This is a genomic window from Novosphingobium rhizovicinum, from assembly GCF_040813635.1.
In the GTDB taxonomy this organism is placed as follows: domain Bacteria; phylum Pseudomonadota; class Alphaproteobacteria; order Sphingomonadales; family Sphingomonadaceae; genus Novosphingobium; species Novosphingobium rhizovicinum.
Genome location: NZ_JBFNXR010000052.1, coordinates 431,833 through 448,996, shown reverse-complemented (window position 1 = coordinate 448,996; position 17,164 = coordinate 431,833). Strand labels below are relative to the sequence as shown.

General features: G+C 63.1%; 20 protein-coding genes. 9 read left to right on the top strand and 11 right to left on the bottom strand.

Annotated features, from left to right (window positions below; all coding sequences use genetic code 11):
• Positions 1-5: 5 nt before the first annotated feature.
• The 5 genes from ABUH87_RS16215 to ABUH87_RS18450 form a co-directional block, all read right to left on the bottom strand.
• On the bottom strand, positions 6-590 hold the full coding sequence (locus ABUH87_RS16215; RefSeq protein ID WP_367775155.1) for a S26 family signal peptidase: 585 nt from the start codon (positions 588-590) through the stop codon (positions 6-8).
• Entirely contained in the window at positions 583-897 is a 315-nt protein-coding gene (locus ABUH87_RS16210) for a helix-turn-helix transcriptional regulator (protein ID WP_367775154.1), read from the bottom strand. Before ABUH87_RS16210 ends, ABUH87_RS16215 begins: the two co-directional genes overlap by 8 nt.
• A gap of 191 nt (positions 898-1,088) precedes the next feature.
• Positions 1,089-1,409 (bottom strand): type II toxin-antitoxin system TacA family antitoxin, encoded by a 321-nt coding sequence (locus ABUH87_RS16205; RefSeq protein ID WP_367775153.1) that lies wholly within the window; start codon positions 1,407-1,409, stop codon positions 1,089-1,091.
• Positions 1,410-1,456: 47 nt separating this feature from the next.
• Positions 1,457-1,792, bottom strand: a complete 336-nt coding sequence (locus ABUH87_RS18455) for a DNA -binding domain-containing protein (RefSeq protein ID WP_419956716.1) — start codon at positions 1,790-1,792, stop codon at positions 1,457-1,459.
• A gap of 277 nt (positions 1,793-2,069) precedes the next feature.
• Entirely contained in the window at positions 2,070-2,183 is a 114-nt protein-coding gene (locus tag ABUH87_RS18450; RefSeq protein ID WP_419956715.1) for a transcriptional regulator domain-containing protein, read from the bottom strand.
• Positions 2,184-2,531: 348 nt separating this feature from the next.
• Here ABUH87_RS18450 and ABUH87_RS16190 point away from each other — a divergent pair, with 348 nt between their 5' ends.
• The 7 genes from ABUH87_RS16190 to ABUH87_RS16160 all read left to right on the top strand — a co-directional run bounded on the left by ABUH87_RS16190 (position 2,532) and on the right by ABUH87_RS16160 (position 8,280).
• On the top strand, positions 2,532-3,290 hold the full coding sequence (locus ABUH87_RS16190) for a LuxR family transcriptional regulator (protein WP_367775151.1): 759 nt from the start codon (positions 2,532-2,534) through the stop codon (positions 3,288-3,290).
• Positions 3,291-3,352: 62 nt separating this feature from the next.
• Positions 3,353-3,985 (top strand): acyl-homoserine-lactone synthase, encoded by a 633-nt coding sequence (locus ABUH87_RS16185; RefSeq protein ID WP_367775150.1) that lies wholly within the window; start codon positions 3,353-3,355, stop codon positions 3,983-3,985.
• 12 nt (positions 3,986-3,997) lie between these two features.
• Positions 3,998-4,873, top strand: coding sequence for a phytanoyl-CoA dioxygenase family protein (locus tag ABUH87_RS16180; RefSeq protein WP_367775149.1), 876 nt, complete (start codon positions 3,998-4,000; stop codon positions 4,871-4,873).
• A complete protein-coding gene (locus ABUH87_RS16175; RefSeq protein ID WP_367775148.1) occupies positions 4,870-5,490 on the top strand; it encodes a GntR family transcriptional regulator in 621 nt (206 codons plus the stop codon). Before ABUH87_RS16180 ends, ABUH87_RS16175 begins: the two co-directional genes overlap by 4 nt.
• 225 nt (positions 5,491-5,715) lie before the next feature.
• On the top strand, positions 5,716-5,835 hold the full coding sequence (locus tag ABUH87_RS16170) for a benenodin family lasso peptide (protein WP_367775146.1): 120 nt from the start codon (positions 5,716-5,718) through the stop codon (positions 5,833-5,835).
• A gap of 52 nt (positions 5,836-5,887) precedes the next feature.
• On the top strand, positions 5,888-6,535 hold the full coding sequence (locus ABUH87_RS16165) for a lasso peptide biosynthesis B2 protein (protein WP_367775145.1): 648 nt from the start codon (positions 5,888-5,890) through the stop codon (positions 6,533-6,535).
• Positions 6,535-8,280: an asparagine synthase-related protein gene (locus tag ABUH87_RS16160; RefSeq protein ID WP_367775143.1), complete on the top strand. Its 1,746-nt coding sequence runs from the start codon at positions 6,535-6,537 to the stop codon at positions 8,278-8,280. The genes ABUH87_RS16165 and ABUH87_RS16160 overlap by 1 nt, the downstream gene beginning before the upstream one ends.
• Here the strand turns inward: ABUH87_RS16160 and ABUH87_RS16155 are convergent.
• The 4 genes from ABUH87_RS16155 to ABUH87_RS16140 form a co-directional block, all read right to left on the bottom strand.
• Positions 8,277-10,346, bottom strand: coding sequence for an Atxe2 family lasso peptide isopeptidase (locus tag ABUH87_RS16155; RefSeq protein ID WP_367775141.1), 2,070 nt, complete (start codon positions 10,344-10,346; stop codon positions 8,277-8,279). The two genes, ABUH87_RS16160 and ABUH87_RS16155, sit on opposite strands and share 4 nt — an antisense overlap.
• 29 nt (positions 10,347-10,375) lie before the next feature.
• The gene (locus ABUH87_RS16150) at positions 10,376-12,940 is read right to left on the bottom strand and encodes a TonB-dependent receptor domain-containing protein (protein WP_367775139.1); all 2,565 of its coding nucleotides are present in this window, start codon (positions 12,938-12,940) and stop codon (positions 10,376-10,378) included.
• Between the two features lie 79 nt (positions 12,941-13,019).
• The gene (locus ABUH87_RS16145; protein ID WP_367775138.1) at positions 13,020-13,985 is read right to left on the bottom strand and encodes a FecR domain-containing protein; all 966 of its coding nucleotides are present in this window, start codon (positions 13,983-13,985) and stop codon (positions 13,020-13,022) included.
• Positions 13,978-14,457, bottom strand: a complete 480-nt coding sequence (locus tag ABUH87_RS16140; RefSeq protein WP_367775136.1) for an RNA polymerase sigma factor — start codon at positions 14,455-14,457, stop codon at positions 13,978-13,980. The genes ABUH87_RS16145 and ABUH87_RS16140 overlap by 8 nt, the downstream gene beginning before the upstream one ends.
• A gap of 1,007 nt (positions 14,458-15,464) precedes the next feature.
• Between ABUH87_RS16140 and ABUH87_RS16135 the strand changes: the two genes are divergently transcribed.
• A complete protein-coding gene (locus ABUH87_RS16135) occupies positions 15,465-15,710 on the top strand; it encodes a hypothetical protein (RefSeq protein ID WP_367775134.1) in 246 nt (81 codons plus the stop codon).
• Here the strand turns inward: ABUH87_RS16135 and ABUH87_RS18445 are convergent.
• On the bottom strand, positions 15,664-15,978 hold the full coding sequence (locus ABUH87_RS18445; RefSeq protein ID WP_419956710.1) for a phage integrase central domain-containing protein: 315 nt from the start codon (positions 15,976-15,978) through the stop codon (positions 15,664-15,666). The genes ABUH87_RS16135 and ABUH87_RS18445 overlap by 47 nt on opposite strands.
• Entirely contained in the window at positions 15,882-16,292 is a 411-nt protein-coding gene (locus ABUH87_RS16130; protein WP_367775133.1) for an Arm DNA-binding domain-containing protein, read from the bottom strand. Before ABUH87_RS16130 ends, ABUH87_RS18445 begins: the two co-directional genes overlap by 97 nt.
• Before the next feature lie 575 nt (positions 16,293-16,867).
• Between ABUH87_RS16130 and ABUH87_RS18440 the strand changes: the two genes are divergently transcribed.
• Positions 16,868-17,158: a hypothetical protein gene (locus ABUH87_RS18440; RefSeq protein WP_419956709.1), complete on the top strand. Its 291-nt coding sequence runs from the start codon at positions 16,868-16,870 to the stop codon at positions 17,156-17,158.
• Positions 17,159-17,164: the final 6 nt, after the last annotated feature.

Genomic DNA, 17,164 nt, shown 5'->3' with positions numbered 1-17,164 from the left:
CAATCTCACGGCAGCCACAGCGGCGTCGCCTTGCCGATGATATCGCCGGGTTCACTGATGCCGAAGTAGCGCCCGTCAAACGAGTCCGCGCGGCCCGTCATCAGCAGGAACAGGGCGCCGGCACCGAGGGGACGACAGCCTTGCCACTGAGGCAGCGGGCGCCCCAAGCCATCGCGGATGCGGCGGATCGCGGCGAGGTGGCCATTGATCGTGATGCGCACGCCCTGCGCGCAGATGCGGTCGGGCGCGACACCCGCGACCCGCTTCACCAGCGGCAGGCCGCGCGGCAGGTAATGGCGGCGTGCGGCGAGTCGGCGTAGAGAAGCCGGTAGCCGGACAATCGCCATATCGCCGCGCGCGAATGTGCGTCTCGCAGTGACTGCATAGAGGCCGATGGGGGCACTGGCGCTGGCGTTCCACACCAGCAGAGGCCGCGGCGGCAGCGCTATCGTGCTGGCCAGCGCGACAATCCCAAGCGCAAGCGGCAATGCGCGCCGGCGCCACCGCCGGCGGCGGGCGCAGTGTGCGCGCTGCGCTTGTTCCGAGGCGAAGAGCGGCAGCGGTGGGACCTGGGGAGGCGGTTCAGCCATGCTCGCCTCCTTTCGCGCGCGCTGTCGACCAAACCTCGACATCGTCGATATGGTAGCGCCAGGTGCGCCCGTGCCGGCGACATCGCGGGCCAGTGCCCAGCTGGCGCAGGCGCTTCAAGGTCGAGTAGGCAAGCCCGAGGTGAAAGGCGGCCTGCTTGGCCGTCAGGAAGGGGCAGGTCTCGCGCGCGATCGCCGCGCGCGTGGCCATGTCGCCTGTACCGACTTTGGGGAGCGTATTTGCATCATTGCCGAGTTGGTCTGCGGCAATAAGCGGGTTTTCTGAGCGTGCGTGGGATGTTTCGTTCATGGCTTCGATCCCGTTTCTGCCGAGGCGAAGATGCCTTGGCGTGCGGGGCTCGGTCTGGATCCGGCAGGTCGTCTTAGGCAGGGTCGCAGATTCCGGTACGCGATTGCGCCCCCCCTTCCACGAGGCACCGCAGCCGCCTTCTCCGCAACGGCGGCATAGCCCGCCACGCTAGCTGCGCGGGGCTCGCTCGCTCAGGGGGCGGGATTTCGGATGATGGGGAACGTGTCCTCATCATCCCCACAGGCAGCGCGTAGTTTGGCGTTTGGCGCGGCAGGGCGATCAAGTGCGGCGAAGAAAACGGCATGATCGCCTGGCTGCAGGACGGTGGTCTCGTGCGCGGCGATCGTCTCCATCGCTGCCTTGTAAGCCGCACCCATCGCAAAGGCGGACTCATGGACGCCGGCAAGCGCCGCGGCCTTGCGTATCGCTGCGCGGATGCGCGGCTTAGTACGAAATGCCATGCGCTCACTCGAGCGCTCATCGGCGACACTCTCTTCGGTTTGCATGGGCATGCCAAATCCTTGGCTTGTCTTCAGACGTACGCCTGCTCGGCGTACGTTCAAGATTGCGCTTGCTCACCCCTCACGCGGGCCGCGCGGCGCATCAGTTCGCGATAGCGACCGCCCGCCATCGCCCGCGCCTCGCGCACAAGACGGCGGACGCGGGAGCGCAGTGAGTCCGAGGGACCGTTCCACTCGGCACTCACTCTTTCGCGTCCGAACAAAATGCTGGCGATCTCGCGCTGACTCGCGCCCTGCCCAATCGCGTCATGCACGCGCAGAACTTCGATGCCGCGGATTACAGTGGGATCGCGAGGATACAGCGAGCGCACAAATCGCCTGTGAGAAATCAGCGACAGCAACCGCTGAAGCGACACAAGACCCCACCGCGCCATATCCAAGTCTTCAAATTGAAAGTGCAGCGAAACGACCTCCTGACCTGACAAACTGCCTTCGAGGACATCGAGCCTCAGGCGCTGAAAGCCGTCCGACAGGACCACGTGCTCCACCCCTTGCGTATGGTTGACGACGGTCAGCCAGGGAGCAACGTCGGACAGTTGCAGCGCGCCCGGTTGCCATCGACGCAACGGGGTTGATCGGACCCGCAGCGTACCGGGGTCGAGGTCAGCATGCCACACGATGCGCGCCGAGGGAGCGGCGCGCTGCGGTGCTTCAGCGAAAGTGTAGCCCCCATTCAGAAGCAGCTCTGGTTTGGCCACCCGTAGCGGCACTCGCGCGTACAAACCAGGCGCCGTACTCCGGATCGCGGCGGAGCCATTCCCACATGAGTCCCGCACGATCAATCCCGCGTAAGACTTCGTATGATTGCGGGTCATGCCAGTCTGATGCTGTGCCGCCCGCCATGACCAGCTACTGTGTGCAGGCAGCCAGAATGGTGACGCGCACTTCCTCTCTTAACTGATATTCACCGTATTTTCTGGATGTTTTCGCCATTCCGCGGATTTCCCGTGAACTGTTCATATGATATGACCGGCTTGCGACGACAGCTACGCAGGGGCAGCTTGAGACACTGCCCGGCGGTGCAAAGGATGGGGAAAGGACGGTCGCCGGGTGCCCGGGGGCAAGAGACGCCGCCGCCGACCGTGACGCGCGATAGTGGGCACGCAGACAGCGATGATGCAGCGCTTGCTGCGCACGATCGAACAGAGCACCGGCATAGACGAGCTGACCGAAGCGTTGACCGAGGCGACGCTGCAGTTGGGATTTCACAACTTCGCGCTCACGCATCATGTCGACCTGGCATCGCTGCAGCCAGGCGCGATACGGCTCCACAACTACCCTGAGAAATGGGTCGAGCACTATGATCGCAACGCATTGGTGTTTCGCGATCCGGTACATCGCGCCAGCCATGTCACCAGCGTCGGCTTCGCTTGGGCGCGCTTGCCGGAGATGGTGGCTCTCACCGTCGCGGACAAACGGATGCTGGCGATGGGCCGCGAACAGGGCATTGGCGAGGGTTTCACCGTCCCAGCCCACGTCCCCGGCGAGGCGCGCGGTTCGGTCTCGTTCGTCGTCAGAACCGGCGCACCGTTCCCGCAAGACTTGCTCCCCGTTGCGCAGCTGATCGGAAACTTCGCATTTGAGGCCGCGAGGCGGTTGTGCACGGGGCGCGGTTATCGAGACCACGCGCGTCAGCCGCGGCTGACCGATCGGCAGCGGGACTGCGTGTTGTGGGCGGCACAAGGTAAGACCGATGCTGAAATCGCGATCATCCTGGCACTCAGCCGCGAGACGGTTACCGAGCACGTCAGCCAGGCCTGCGAGCGATATGGCGTGAACAAGCGAACATCGCTGATAATCCATACCCTGTTCGATGGAACCGTGACGTTCACGGAGATCCTGCGCGGCCGCTACCCCCACTTCTGGGGGTAGCGCGAAACGTCGCGCCGCAGCGATCCTTGGCGCGCCAGACCGGCCCCAAGGAGACCTTTGCCATGCTGCATACCCTGCGGTGCGTTAACCCGACGCGCGAACATCCAGCACCTCCAGAGGGCGTTCTGCGAGGCATGTTCGAGGCACGCAAAGCCGTTTTCGTCGACCTGCTGAAATGGGATGTCCCGGTGCTCGCCGGTCGCTACGAGGTCGACCAGTTCGACGACATCCATGCGACCTACCTTGTCGTCACCGATGCACACGCCCGCCATTTGGCTTCGGCCAGGCTGCTGCCCACCACGCGTGCGCACATTCTCGACAGCTTCTATAGCGAACTGTGCGACGAACCGCCGCCTCGCCAGGCTGACGTTCTCGAAGTCACCCGCTTTTGCCTGGATCGGCGTCTGCGCGCAGCCGAGCGGCGGACCGCGCGCGATGCGCTGGTGCATCATCTGGTCGCCTTTGCGCTCGCGCACGATATCGTCGCCTTGAGTGCGATCGCCGAGTTGACGTGGTTCCAGCAGATTCTGGCATTCGGCTGGCGCTGCCGGCCACTAGGCCTGCCGCGTAACCTTGATGGTCAGTTTCTCGCCGCAATGCGCATCGAGATCGAACAGGATACGCCTGCTCGGCTTATTGCGGCAGGCCTCAGCGAAGCCGGCGTCGATGCACCCGCGCACCGCGCTGCGGCCTAGGGGGAAGGTCTGATGACAACCGACGCTGCAATCCGTCAATACGTCAGCGAATTGTCGACTTTCGGCTACTGCATCGTTCGCGATGCTCTGCCCGCATCGACGATCGCAGCGCTCGAAGCAGATCTTCGAGAGCGCTTCGATCTCACTCCGTTTGGCGAAGGTGGGTTCTATGGCGAGGCGACAAAACGCTTCGGCCGCCTGCTCGCGCGGTCACGCCATACCGAGGCACTTGTGCGCCACCCGGTGGTGATCGCCATCGTCGAGACGATCCTGGCACGCTGGTGCGACTGCATCCAGCTCAATACCACGCAGGCCATCGCCGTCCATCCCGGCGCCCCAGCGCAGCTGCCTCACCGCGACCAAGATATGTGGGCGGCTGCGAAAGGCGAGATGGAGTATCTGGTGAATGTCATGTGGCCCATCGATCGGTTCACGCGAGAGAACGGGGCTACCCAAGTCTGGCCACACAGCCACGGACTTGCTGCACTGAGCGACGATACACCGGAACCGCCTGTGAGCATAGAGATGGCACCAGGATCGGCCCTTCTCTTCCTCGGCTCGACGCTGCATGCAGCTGGCTTCAACCGCAGCCAACACGTTCGTCGCGGCATCGTCATTGGCTATGCCCTCGGATGGCTGAAACCATACGAGAACCAGTGGCTGGCCTACCCACCGCACCTTGCTCGCAGCTTTTCGCCGGAACTCGCGGCGCTGGTCGGCTATCGCCAACACCGCCCCAATCTGGGCAACTATGAAGGCCAGTGCCCTTCTATCCTTCTCGATCCTGGGCACGATAACGATGCACCGCTGGCCGCCATGGACGCCTTGCGCGAAGACCAACAAGCGTTGGTGACCGCATTGATCCAAACTCGCGAGGAGGCGCGATGAATGCGGGCCCGACATCAGTCCGCGTCTACCAGGTCCTGCGAGACGCCATACTCCGTGGCGAGATGCGACCCGGAACCCATCTTGATCCAGTGACAATTGCGGGCGAACTCGCCGCGAGTACTACGCCGGTGCGAGAAGCGCTGTGCCGCCTGACAGGCGAAGATCTGCTTGAGACCCGGCAAGGCAGCGGCTTCATGCTTCCCCTGCTCGATGAGCCCAAGCTGCAGGACCTTTATGCCTGGACCGGCGACCTCGTTGCTCTAGGGCTTCGGAGTGCCGGAACCCGCAACGCCATCGCCGTGCAAGCTACTGTTGCGGAACCCGACAACACCGATGCATCGACGGACTACGCGGACGCGAGCGCCCGAGTCTTCGCCAAAATTGTCGCAGGTTCCAGCAACAGCGAGCATGGCGCGGCGATGGCGCGTGCCAACGCACAGCTCCACCCGATCCGCATGCTCGAGCCTGACGTCCTGTCCGATGCGCACAAGGAACTTCAGATGCTGACGTCCACGGCGCGCGAGGGTTCCGTTACTGCACTTCGTCAGCATTGCGCGACCTACCTACGTCGGCGACGCAGAGCCGCGGCCGAGTTGCTGAGAAGGCGCTATCGTTGAGGAGCAGTTGCCATGATCGCTCCTGCAACATCACGCGCCTTGGGCGCACATAGAGACTACCCAAATTCACACTCCTATTCAGGTAGTCAATTCACTCGGCAGCACCTCATCTCACTGCTTGAGCTACTTTCGCCATATCATCTGAGTATAAGTTATAGATACGAACCGCTCCCGACTAGCATTTTGCCTGCGCCCACTATCGGGCGTGAACAAGGAGCGAAGTCTATGGAACGCGAAGACGACCTCATCGAGCTCGGCGCCGCCAGCATCGAGACCAAGGGGCTTGGGCCGGGCAACACCGATGTCGGTATCGCCCTGCAGCCCGTCGGTCTGGCCGACGACTGACTGGACGTGGCGCGTAGCACCAGCTGCGCGCCACACCTGGACGAAAAGGCACATGTCATTCTACAAACTGCGCAATCGCGTCGGCTGCTGCCGGTCGGGTGACAGGTTCGTTTTCCTGGACTTGGAAGCCGACCGGTACTTCTGCCTCGGCCGCGAGCTGGAGCAGGCGTTTGCGGCGCTGGTTAGCGATCAACCTGTCGATGCGCAGGCCATCGCTGCTTTGTCTCATGCCGGAGTGATCATCGGCGCAGACGAAGGCCGACCCGCGCTGTGCACGACACTGCCCGCACAGGCGGCGCACCTCAGCGACTTGGCGGCAGCGCACCTCAAAGTTTTCACAAGCCTCCTGCACCGGGCAAAGTGGGCCGTCCGCGTAAAAACGAGAACGTTTGTCGCGAACATCGACTGGCTCGTCGACCGTCGCACGCGGGGCGAAGCTGCAGCGGCCGAACGCGCTGAAGTGGCGTCTCTGGTTGCGGGCTATCGACAGGCCAGGCTGTGGTGGTCCGAGCAGGGTCATTGCTTGTCGACCTCGCTCGCTTTGATGGAAGACCTGATCAGCAGGGGTTTTGCGCCAAATCTCGTGTTCGCCGTGCGCCTCGGCCCCTTCGAGGCGCACTGCTGGGTCGAACTTGAGGGTCTTCTGGTGAACGAGACACCCGAGCGGGTTCGCCCTTTCACGCCCGTCATGGTGATCTGATGACCCGGTACTTGGCCGTCTTAAGCGCCGAGCGTTCTCTTGCTGAGGACGACATCGCGCTCCTGCGCGACACGGCACTCAACAATGGCCTGGTGGTACACCAAGCAAACCCCCGGCGGTTTCTGGCAAGCTCCCCATGCCTTCCCGTGCATTGCGATCATACCGGCTCGGCCCTTCTGCTCGGGACCGCCTATGTGCGGGACGGGTCGAGCAGTACGTCCTTGCAGGTCGAAGACAGCCTGAGCGCACAGCGCGGCGACCCTGCCGCGCCTCTGCGCAAACTCTGGGGAAGCTTCGTCATGTTCCTGCCGGACAGCTACGGGCCGGGGTTGCGCATCGTGCGCTCGCCGTTTGGACGGCTCGGTTGCCTCTATGCCCAGCACGGCGGCCGGGTGTTGGTTGGTTCAGACATGCCGACCCTTTGCCTCGCGGGCCTGCCTCGTCCCGCGCTTGACGTTGCCGCGCTCACCCGCTGGATCGGCTATCGCGAGCTTCCGGCGGCGCAAACCTGTCTGGCCGGAGTGCGCAGTCTACTTGGCGGCGTAGGGCTAGCAGTCGCGGAGGGGACTCAGGAAAGACAACTGTGGTCGCCTTGGCACGTCGCGGGCCACGCTCGGTGGCACCACGATGAGCAGAAAGCTTGCGATGGCGTGCGCGCCGCGGTGCTGCGCGCGACGCGTATGCTTTCGGCCAAGTCTTGCAAACCGCTGCTGTTGCTGTCGGGCGGCATAGATTCGTCCATCCTCGCAGCGAGCCTGGCCACAATCGGCGGGCACTACGCCTGCCTCAATCTAGTTCATCGCGCCAACGCTGGCGACGAGCGCACCTTCGCTCGCACCGTCACCAGGCATTTAGGCTGTGAACTGCTCGAAGCGGAATGGGATCTGAGCGACATCGATCTGACGCGCTCGCACATGGCCGATCAGCCCTCGCCATCGGGTCGTAGCTTCATGCAGGCAACGCAAGCGCTTCTGGCCCGCGGCGCGGCAATAACCAGCGCCGATCTGACGCTGGACGGTGGCGGTGGCGACAATGTCTTCTGCGCGTTGCAGTCGGTCACCCCAATCGTCGACGCCCTTCGCCATGGAAGTCTACCAATCGCCTGGAGAACGGCGGGTTCGATCGCTCTTCAAACCGAAACAAGCTTACTTACCGTGCTCGGAGCAACAATGCGAAGGTTGCTGCGTCGCTCAAGAACGAGCCGATGGCCGCCCGACACGCGGTTCCTCACGCCAGAAGCATCCGATGCCATGCCGCCTGCCAGCGACCACCCCTGGTTTGCCGCACCACCAGGCGCCGACGCGGGTACGGCCGCGCACATTGCTGCGATCGCCGCAGCACAGGGCTGGGCGGAACAAGGCGACCTTGCCAGTCCGGTGCGGCACGTTACCCCGCTGGCCGCACAACCGGTGGTCGAAGCGTGTCTTGCGGTTCCCACATGGCTCTGGTTTCGCGATGGCGCTAACCGCGCTGTCGCACGCGACGCCTTTGCGCCTCGTCTTCCCGCGCCCATCATCGCCCGGCGCACGAAAGGCACGCCCGACGCTTTCCTGGCACAGATCTACGCGGCCAACAGGCGCTTGCTGCGCGAAACTTTGTTGGACGGGCGGTTGGCAGCGATGGGTCTCCTGGATAGCCAAGCCCTGAACACTTTCATCACCAACCCCGCGCCGGTCCGAGACACGACTTACTTGCGTGTGCTTCACCTTGGGGAAGTGGAAGCTTGGCTCCAAGGATCATGCTAGCCGCCTTTGCGCCAGGTTGCCTGCAATGCTCGCCATCGGACATACTGCTCCGATTTCGCCGGATCGTTGTCGGTCTCTCCTTTCAGCCAAAAACGGAACCAGTCGAGGTTGCGGGCATAGACGGCCAGCCGATGAGCGGGTTGCCACTTGTGGTGATATTCATCGGGAAAGACATACATATCGACCGGCTTGTCATGCTCACGGAGTGCCTGATAGGTCTCGAGTGCCGTCAGGTACTCCCGGTCGGCTTGCTGAATGAGCAGCGGCACGTCGATCCTGCTTGCATTCATCGCCATGGACCCCTGCTTCCAAAACGCCGCATCGCCGTACCGCCCGGGAGGCCAGCCATCTTCCCGCATCACCTTGGTATAGGCGGGCCCCATCGAAGCGTTGATCGTCCACGGCTCCATGCAACACGTGCTCACTGACGCGGCGGCAAACATGCCGGAGTTGACCATGGCGAATTCCGCAGTGGTTGATCCGTCGCTGAGGCCCGTAATCCCAACGCGCGCGGGATCGGCGATGCCCATGGCTATCGTCAGACGAACACCCTCAATCACCGCGGAATTGAGGCTCATGCGCTCGGCCCAGATGTGCCGGCGAGCCTCCGCCGGGGTGCGCTTCGCCTCAGTTTCCTCGTCCCGCGCGTCGAGGATGACACTGGTTGGCCGTTGATAGCTGAGTACGGCAAACCCATGTGCAGCGAAGACCTGGATGGGGTATTCGTCCCCGAAGCCGCCACGCAAGAAGCCCCGGCTGGTATAGGTGGTAACGATAAGCGGCAATCGCCCGCCACGATACCCGGGCGGGAGCACGAGATCCCCACGCACTTCAAGCCCGCGATCATTGCGCCAGGCGAGCCGCCGGACCGCACCAAGGCGAAGAGCACCGAATGCCGGATTGGTGTCGAACAACTCGCGCGAACGGCCGGTCATCGGGTCGATCGTCACGATGCGCTGCGGCCGGGTTGCACTCTCTCGAAGACAGGCAAGGCCCGCTCCGGACACCGTGCAGTCGCCCAGCAGGTCGGTCATTCGTACGACGAGCCGGGGCTCACCATGTCCGGGACGCCAACGATAGAGCGCGGTGTCCCCCAGCGCCCAGCCTTCTCGGCGCAGGAACAGCAGCGTGCCGCCGGAAGGCAGCCACCAAATGTCTTCCACTCTGCCGTGACAGGTAGCCGCTGTGCAGGGCATGATCTCACCGTTCTCCAATCGCACCACGATCCGGTTGCGGGGCGCGTCCCCTGGTTCTGGTCGAAGCTCGGCACGTCGACCCTGCCCATCTTCAACACCCGGAGACGCCGGCAACATGGCGATTGTATCGACGGGCAATCGGCTAGCTTGTTCGCGGGTCGCGGGCACTGCTCGGCCGCCTGCCAGCCTCTGCACATACGCCTGCAACGCAATGGCTCCGTCGGTCAGAGGCACGTTCGCCATCATCGGCACGAAGCGCTCGTCATAGTGGTATCCGCCGAGAGCCTCGGCGGCGCGGGCCCTGTCCTCTGCCAATCGCCCCGTGCGAGCGGCAAAGACGATCCCGCGATCGTCTTCGAGCCAGGCAACTTGCTCGACATCAACGCGCGCATGCGACATCTGGCGCGCTGCTCCGGATTGGACATCGACAACCCATGCTTGCGTGCGACCGCCGTCACGTCGCAAGTACGCAAGGGACCGACCATCATGGGACCACACCGGTGTCACTCGCGAAGGTAAACCGACGCCCCAGACGGTGCCGCGATTGGCGATCTCGGCGAGCGGCAGCTCGCCGCCAAGATCAAGCAGCCGCGGCTTCGCCCCGACCGCGAGCTTAAGCACCGCGAGCCCCACGCAGTAGGAGTTGGTCACTGGCTCTGCTCGGTGGATGACAAAAGCAACTGAGCGGCCATCGGGTGATACGGCCAGAGCCGATGGTCCCGGCATCCTCTCCGACGGACCGATCTGGCGCAGTCTGGCCAAATCCATCGCTTGAACAGCGCGTACCGGCATGGCCGCAGGAGCAGCGGAAGGCAGTAGATCGGCGCATCGTGCGGCTGCCACTCCCGGCAATAACAACAGCGTAGCCACGCAGCATCCGCCCGCGGCTCGGACCAGACTTACCACGACTTGCGGACTTCGAACGACACCACCCGACCGACGGCGGAGTAGTTGGTCGAGTCGTAGGGCGTATCATAGTAGTAGGTGGTCGCAATATCTGCAGGCATTGCGTTCAGCGCGTTCTCGACCGTGATCGCCACTTCAGTCCCGGCGAGAATGCCCTGTCGTGCCAGACGGTACTGGAGCCCGAGATCGAGTGTTGTCATGCCGCGGACGTGATCCGGCGTGGCAAGACGCACGTCGGTGATGCCAGAAATGTAGCTGAGAGTTGCAGTCAGCCGCAGCACGCCGTCGTCCCAAGCGCCCCCCGCTCGGCCGCGCCAGTGAGCGGGGCTGAACAGCCGGCCGGCGAGTTGCTCGGCCGGCGCCTCGGGAACGATCCGTTGTTCGCTCTTCAGATAGCTGGCATTGAGGTGGAACGATGCTGCGCCGCCAGCAACACGCGTTCGGTAGCGCGCTTGGACGTCGACGCCCTCGATCGTCTGCTGTCCGACATTGGTATTGCGGCCATCGATCAAGGCGGCGACCGTGCTCGGGTCATAGCCGGCGTTGGAGTAGTTCTCGAAGTACTGCGCGTTGGCGATCGCTGCGGCCGACTGCGCTGCGGTCGGATCGTTGGTGATCTGCGAGGCATAGGCAGGGTTGGTGAGCGCTTGCGCAATCACGGTGATCGGTGCGACCACCCTGTCGCTGTAGCGGGTGGCAAAATAGCTGACCTCAAGACTGGCGCCTTCGAAAGCCGGGGGATGGAGCGCAAGCGTGGCAGACCAGCTTCTGGCGCGCTCGGGCTTGAGGCTTGGATTGCCGCCGGTCAGGATCAGAGCCGTTGCGCTCGCGGGATAGCCGGCACTGGAGAAGCGAGAGATGGGGTAGAGAGAAGCCTGCTGAACCCCGAAGAGATCATAGAAACTGGGTGCCCGAAACGACCGTCCCCAGCTGCCGCGCAGTTCGATTGTGTCGTTGAGGGCATACACCAAGCCGAGCTTCGGCGTCGCGATGTCGCCGACGTCGCGGTAATCTTCGTAGCGGAGGGCGGCGCTCAGATCGAGCTTGTAGATCAGCGGCACTCGGTTGTTTGGCGCGATGAGGGGCAAGCTGATCTCGCTGAAAGCATATCGGCTTTTCTGGTCGGTATCGATGTTCTGGATGTTGCCGTCACCCAGGAAACTGATGAAGTGGGTGTTGCGAAGGCCCAGCCCTGCCGCAATCCGGGCCGGGCCACCTGGGAGCGAGAACAAAGGGCCTTCAAGGGCCAGTTCCGAACTGAAGGTTCGGTTCTTGTATAGTGAAGAGAAACTCGAACTGAGGACGCCGTCGAAGAAGTAGTCCGCCGCGAGGCGAGTGCGCCCTCGGCCGAAGGTGGTGCTTGCCGAGAGCCGCCACGGTCCCAGCACCAGCTTCGCCGATCCTGCCAGCGCGAACGAATAGGCCCGTGAGTCTTGTTCTGCACGGCTGACGTCAGGATCTGATTGGGCGTTGAGCGGATATCCGTAGCCGCTGTCCCGGGTGTTGTAGAGCGCGTCAACTTCGACAGTCAGGTCCGTCACAACGTCTTGGTGGATGTGGCCCGTTACCGCATGGCGCCGCTGCCTGGGCAAGAGAGTGAGATGCGGTCTGATCCGGGTCGAGCTTCGGTCGCTTGAGTTGACTTCGGTGTTGCGGTTGAATTCGTAAGCGATGAATGCGCCGCCCCCGTTCCAGCGATCGCCGCCGATCGCGCCGTAGACCTGCTGGAAATCGCCGCCGCTCGTCGCGCTCCCCAGACGTGCGCGCGTGGTGAAGCCTTGGTAGTCGTCCCGAAGGATGACATTGACGACGCCGGCCACAGCATCCGAACCATAGATAGCCGATGAGCCGTCGGCGACGACCTCCACGCGCGCGACCGCATCGATTGGAATTGCCGAAATATCGGTACCTTGGAATACGCCGTCGTAAGGAAGACGCCGGCCGTTCAAAACCGTGAGCGTCGCATCGCTGCCAAGGCCTCGTAGGTTAACCGAAGACGAGCCGCCGATGTTCTGTCCAGCAGACTGTGGCACATTCAGACCGATACCCGGATTCTGTCCGCCTCCGAAGCTTTGCGGCAAGCTCCGTGCGATCGCGCCGAGATCCGGATGGCCGGTGTCGCGTAGTGCCTGCTGATCCAGCACGACCGTAGGCGAAGCCACCGGTGCACCGCGAATGCGGCTCCCGGTCACAAGGATTTCGTCGGAAGCAGTATCGAGAGAGCTGGAGGCTCCCTGCGCGCGGACAACGAAACCTCCCTCAATCGGCTGTGCCAGAAGGCCGCTGCCCGCAAGGAGGCGCTCCAAGGCGCGCTTGAGGGTGTAGCGGCCTTCGAGTGCTGGGGCATCCTTGCCGGAGATCACCGCCTCATCTGCGAGCACGTTGCGTCCGGACAAAAGAGCAAGAGCCTTGAGAGACTCCCCGAGTGGCTGCTCAGGCAAGTGAACGGTGACGACTTCGGTCTCTCGCGCGCTCGCATACGACGGCTGCGCTGCCGCCAGCAACGGCATCAATAGGACTGTGCTGATCGTTGAGCGACGCGGCCAAACTGGCATCATTGTTCCCCCTGCTATGTCCAGCCTCGTGCTGGTCTGGGGGAGACGGCGGCGGCGGATCACGCCAGACACTTTTTTGACGCTATGAAGGCACCAGCACGATCTCGCCTGGATTTGACGCGCTGACCTTCTGGTCGAACATCGCTGCAACCGCCTTGGCAAAAGCCTGCGGGTCTGATGCGCGGAACGCTCCCGTGATCCTTTGACGTGCTATGGCCTTGTCGAGCATGCGGATCTGCACGGTGTTGTACCGATTTATCGCGCGAACAGCCTCATCGAGGGGCGTCGCTTCGAAGACCAGCATTCCCGAGATCCACTGCACTTCACCGCGCGCGATCCGCTTGGGAGGGCACGTGTCACATCCCAGCGGAGCAGCCTCTCCAGAGACCAGGGACATCGCCCCGGTTTTGCCGATCATTTCGATGGGGCCGTCGATAGCAACTAAACGAGGCTGTCGCGCGATGACGCTGACATCGTAGGCAGCGCCCGCAACGCGCGCTTGAGTGCCGCCCGCGACGATGAGCCATTGTTGGTTTCCGCTGCCCGGATGCACGCGCACCCTGCCGGCCTCCAGCGTGAGCCGATAGGTGTCTGCGTCTCGTGTGACCTTGGCGCGCGAAAGGGAGTCGAGCACGAGCGATGCTCCACCCTGTATCTCGAAGGCGCGTATTTCGCCTCGTCGCGTGGCAAGGTCAGCAGCATAGGCGGCTGTCACGGGCGCGAATGGCGATCGGCTCTGCACGAGTAGCGTAGCTACGAGGAACATGCACGCGAACGCGCCCAGGGTTGCGAGAGCCACGTGCGTGTTGCGCCGCATGTAGAACGGTGCGCGCCGAAGCTGACGATGCTGCCCAATCGGCAAGTCACCGAGGCCGCTGCTGGCCTCCCAGATGTCTCTAACCGCCTCGAACGCACGGCGATGGAGCGGATCGGCAAGAAGCCAAGCGTCGAGCTTTTCGTCTATGCCTCGCTCGCCCCTTTCTCGACGGTTCCACCAAGAAGCGGCTTGCGAGAGGATATGGTTCGGAATGTCGCGGGGATCAGCCATGCTGGCGCAAGTGCCGGCTGAGTTGTTTGATGGCCCGACTCATTTGCTTCTCGACACCCTTAACGCTCAGCCCGGTTCGTTCTGCTATCTCCTTATACCCGAAGCCATCGAGACGACGAGCCAGGAAGATTTCGCGTGTGAGCGGCTTCAGCCGGTTCAGTGCCTGTTCGATCCGGATCAACTGATCGCGGGATTCCAGATGGGCAACAGTGTCTCCGCCGGAGATCGCCACCTCCTCGACTGAGATGTGCGAGTCGATCGACTGCCGCAAGTGCAAGCGCGCTGCATCGTGCACGAGACGGCGCGCAGTCTGGTGGAGGTAGGCTGACGGCGCTTCGACAGGCGCATCGGGATGGGCTGCCATCATGCGAGCAAAGGCCTGGTGGACGATATCCTCCGCATCCTGCGAGCGAGCCCGAGCCGAAACAAACCGGAGCAGCTTGGGCCTTTCACGGCAATAGATCTCTGCCATGGCATCACCGCCGCTAATTATCCGGTCATGCTCAGGCGGGCGCGGATCGCCACCGGCGATCGCCCTGGACCCTATGCGGCGCGGCATGGGATGGCAGGGCCAAACGACGTGAGACAGCGGGCCATGCGGCGAAACTCCTCGAGGCATCGAGGCGAGCCGGCGAAGGCCGGGTGTTGAGACACATGCAAGAGACATGCGCCGGCGCCTTTAGCCGCGAACGACTTGGACATACACGCCGGCCACCCGGCCGCGAGAGTGCGACGGGTTATAACCTTCTACTCTTGCGAGGGTCTCACGCCTCGGCATCGCGCAGTTGGCGCGATACACCGATAAGAATTACGTGTTGGTGGCCGATACGCAACCCCGATCATGCAGGGTGCGGTAACTTCTTGAATGGGTCCGCTCTACGTGATCGATGCTGAGCCTGCATGAGGGCCATCGCGTTCGTGATTGCAACACGCGGCCCCTCCCAGCAGCAAGCACTCGAAGCGTTCAGCCGCCCTCGTAGTCGCGGGCTGGATCGAGATGCATCACCCCTTGAACAGCCGCAACTGCGGACGACCGGTCGCCTGGGGGATGATCCCTCTCGCTCCGTTCGCGTGTTTCCGCTGCAACGGCAGCAGCGCGGTGGGCGATGCGAGCCCCGGCGTGTGCATGTCATCCCGATCTGGGCTAACTCTCTTCGCCGCTCCATGTAAGCCGCTCGGTTGTAGGCGCCCTCGACCTTGTTCCGTGGAACATGCGCAAGCATTAGGTCGATCACCGCCCGGTCGTCTTGCCTGCCTTGGGTGTTTGGCCCGCTCGTTCATGATCGTTGAGAATGCGGCTCGGAAGCCATGGGGAACGTGCCTTCCATGATAGCCCGTGCGATTGAGCAGGTAGCCAAGGGCGTTTTCGCTCATGGGCCGATGCATGTGGCGGGTGCTGGGGAACACCAGCTTGTCAGCGCCCGTCAGCGGCGCGATCGCCATTAGCACTTCCACGCTCGCGGGAGCGAGTGGGACGAGGTGATCGCCGGCGACTTCATCCTTGCGACTGAGATCGCCTTTCCTGCGTGCGACTGGGAATCGCCCAAGCCGCGCGTCGCCATCAAGGTTCTCGAACTCGGTCCATTCCGCTCCACGCAGCTCGCCAGCCGAACGGCGGTGAGTGCGATGAGCCGCAAGGCCAAGCGCGTAACCGGGCGCGCCACATCCGAATCGACTGTTAACAGTATGCGGCGCAATTCAACGATGTCGGTGATGCCCGGCTGATGGCCCTTCTTGGCATCGGCTCCAACGCGGCTCCGACTTTCTCGGCGGGATCGCTCTCCGCAATGCCTGAAGCGATGGCGTAAGCATATACGCCCGAGATGCGCGGCCTAAGCCGCTTCGCTGTCTCAGCAGCACCTCCAGTAGTTTGGGTTGGCGTGATCGCAGCGATCGCTAGGGAGCCGATAGAAGGGAATACGTCGCCTTCGAAAGAGCGGAGAACGTCCGCGGCCTGGACCTCGGCCCACTGGGGGCGTTGACCTGATGCCACTCACGCGCGACCCTTTCGAACCTATTACGCGAGGCTTCCAAGTTTGCCTTGAGCTTGAGCTTCTTGAAAACGCCAGGATCGAAGCCCTGCTGGAGATCGAGACGCGCCTGATCGCGCTTCTTCCGTGCCTCCGCGACGCCGACCAGCGAATATGATCCTAGCGCCAGCGTCTTGTTCTTCCCATCGAAGACGTAGTTCATGCGCCAGAGCTTGGAACCGCCGGTGTTCACCAGCAGGAACATGCGGTGCGCGTCGAAAAGTTTGTACGCTTTCGCGGCTGGTTTGGCGCCTCGCATCTTGATCTCGGTGAGCATAACGACCGTACCTCGTTTTTCGCCGCTCGTACCGCGTTCCGATACCTCAACGCCCGCTGGAGGCGGGCGAACGGCAACGAACGATCGAGCGCTAAAACGCCGCAAATCCGCCGACTTTGTCAATTCCAGCGCACTTGTGCGAACCTCTGGGAACAGGCATCTGGCGGAGAGGAAGGGTCTACGAAGAGCAAGACGACGAACAAGTTTGCACCGGAGGTTCGTGAGCGGGCGGTGCGCATGGTGCTGGACCACGAAGGCGATCATCCGTCCAGATCCACTCGTTGAGGGGTTCAATGAACTGGACGCTTTCATTGCGGCCGCAATTCTGAACTGGATGAAGGCGCAAGCCTGGGCAGCGTACATCACCTCCCCGACGGAGCGCGTGACATCGATGAACCGTGTGATGGTGGAGCGCCAGTGGCCGCTGGAGTTTGCCGCCGAGGCTGATGCTGTGCTGATTGGCAGCGGGATCCGGACGCGGGACGTTGCAGCAGATGACGGCCTGACGTCGCGGAGCCGCTCGCCAACTCGTCTGCGCGCAGTGTTCGAGCACGCTGCTGCTGGCGAAGCTCGGGTTGCTCGACCAGCTGCCTGCTTGCACCGATCTGATCAACAAGCCGTGGGTACTCGAGGCGGGTGCGGACGTCATCGATGCGCCGTTCATCGCCCATGGCAACATTGCGACCGCGGGCGGCTGCCTTGCTTCGCAATACCTTGCCACCTGGATGATTGCGCGTGGCGCCTCGCTTACGGGCGCGAGGGACGCCATGCATCATGTCGCGCCCGTGGGTGAGGAGGAATGTTCGTCGAGCGAGCCGTCTCTGTGGTCGCCGTTTATCACACAAGAGATCGGCGCCGCGGCCTAGCCGCCC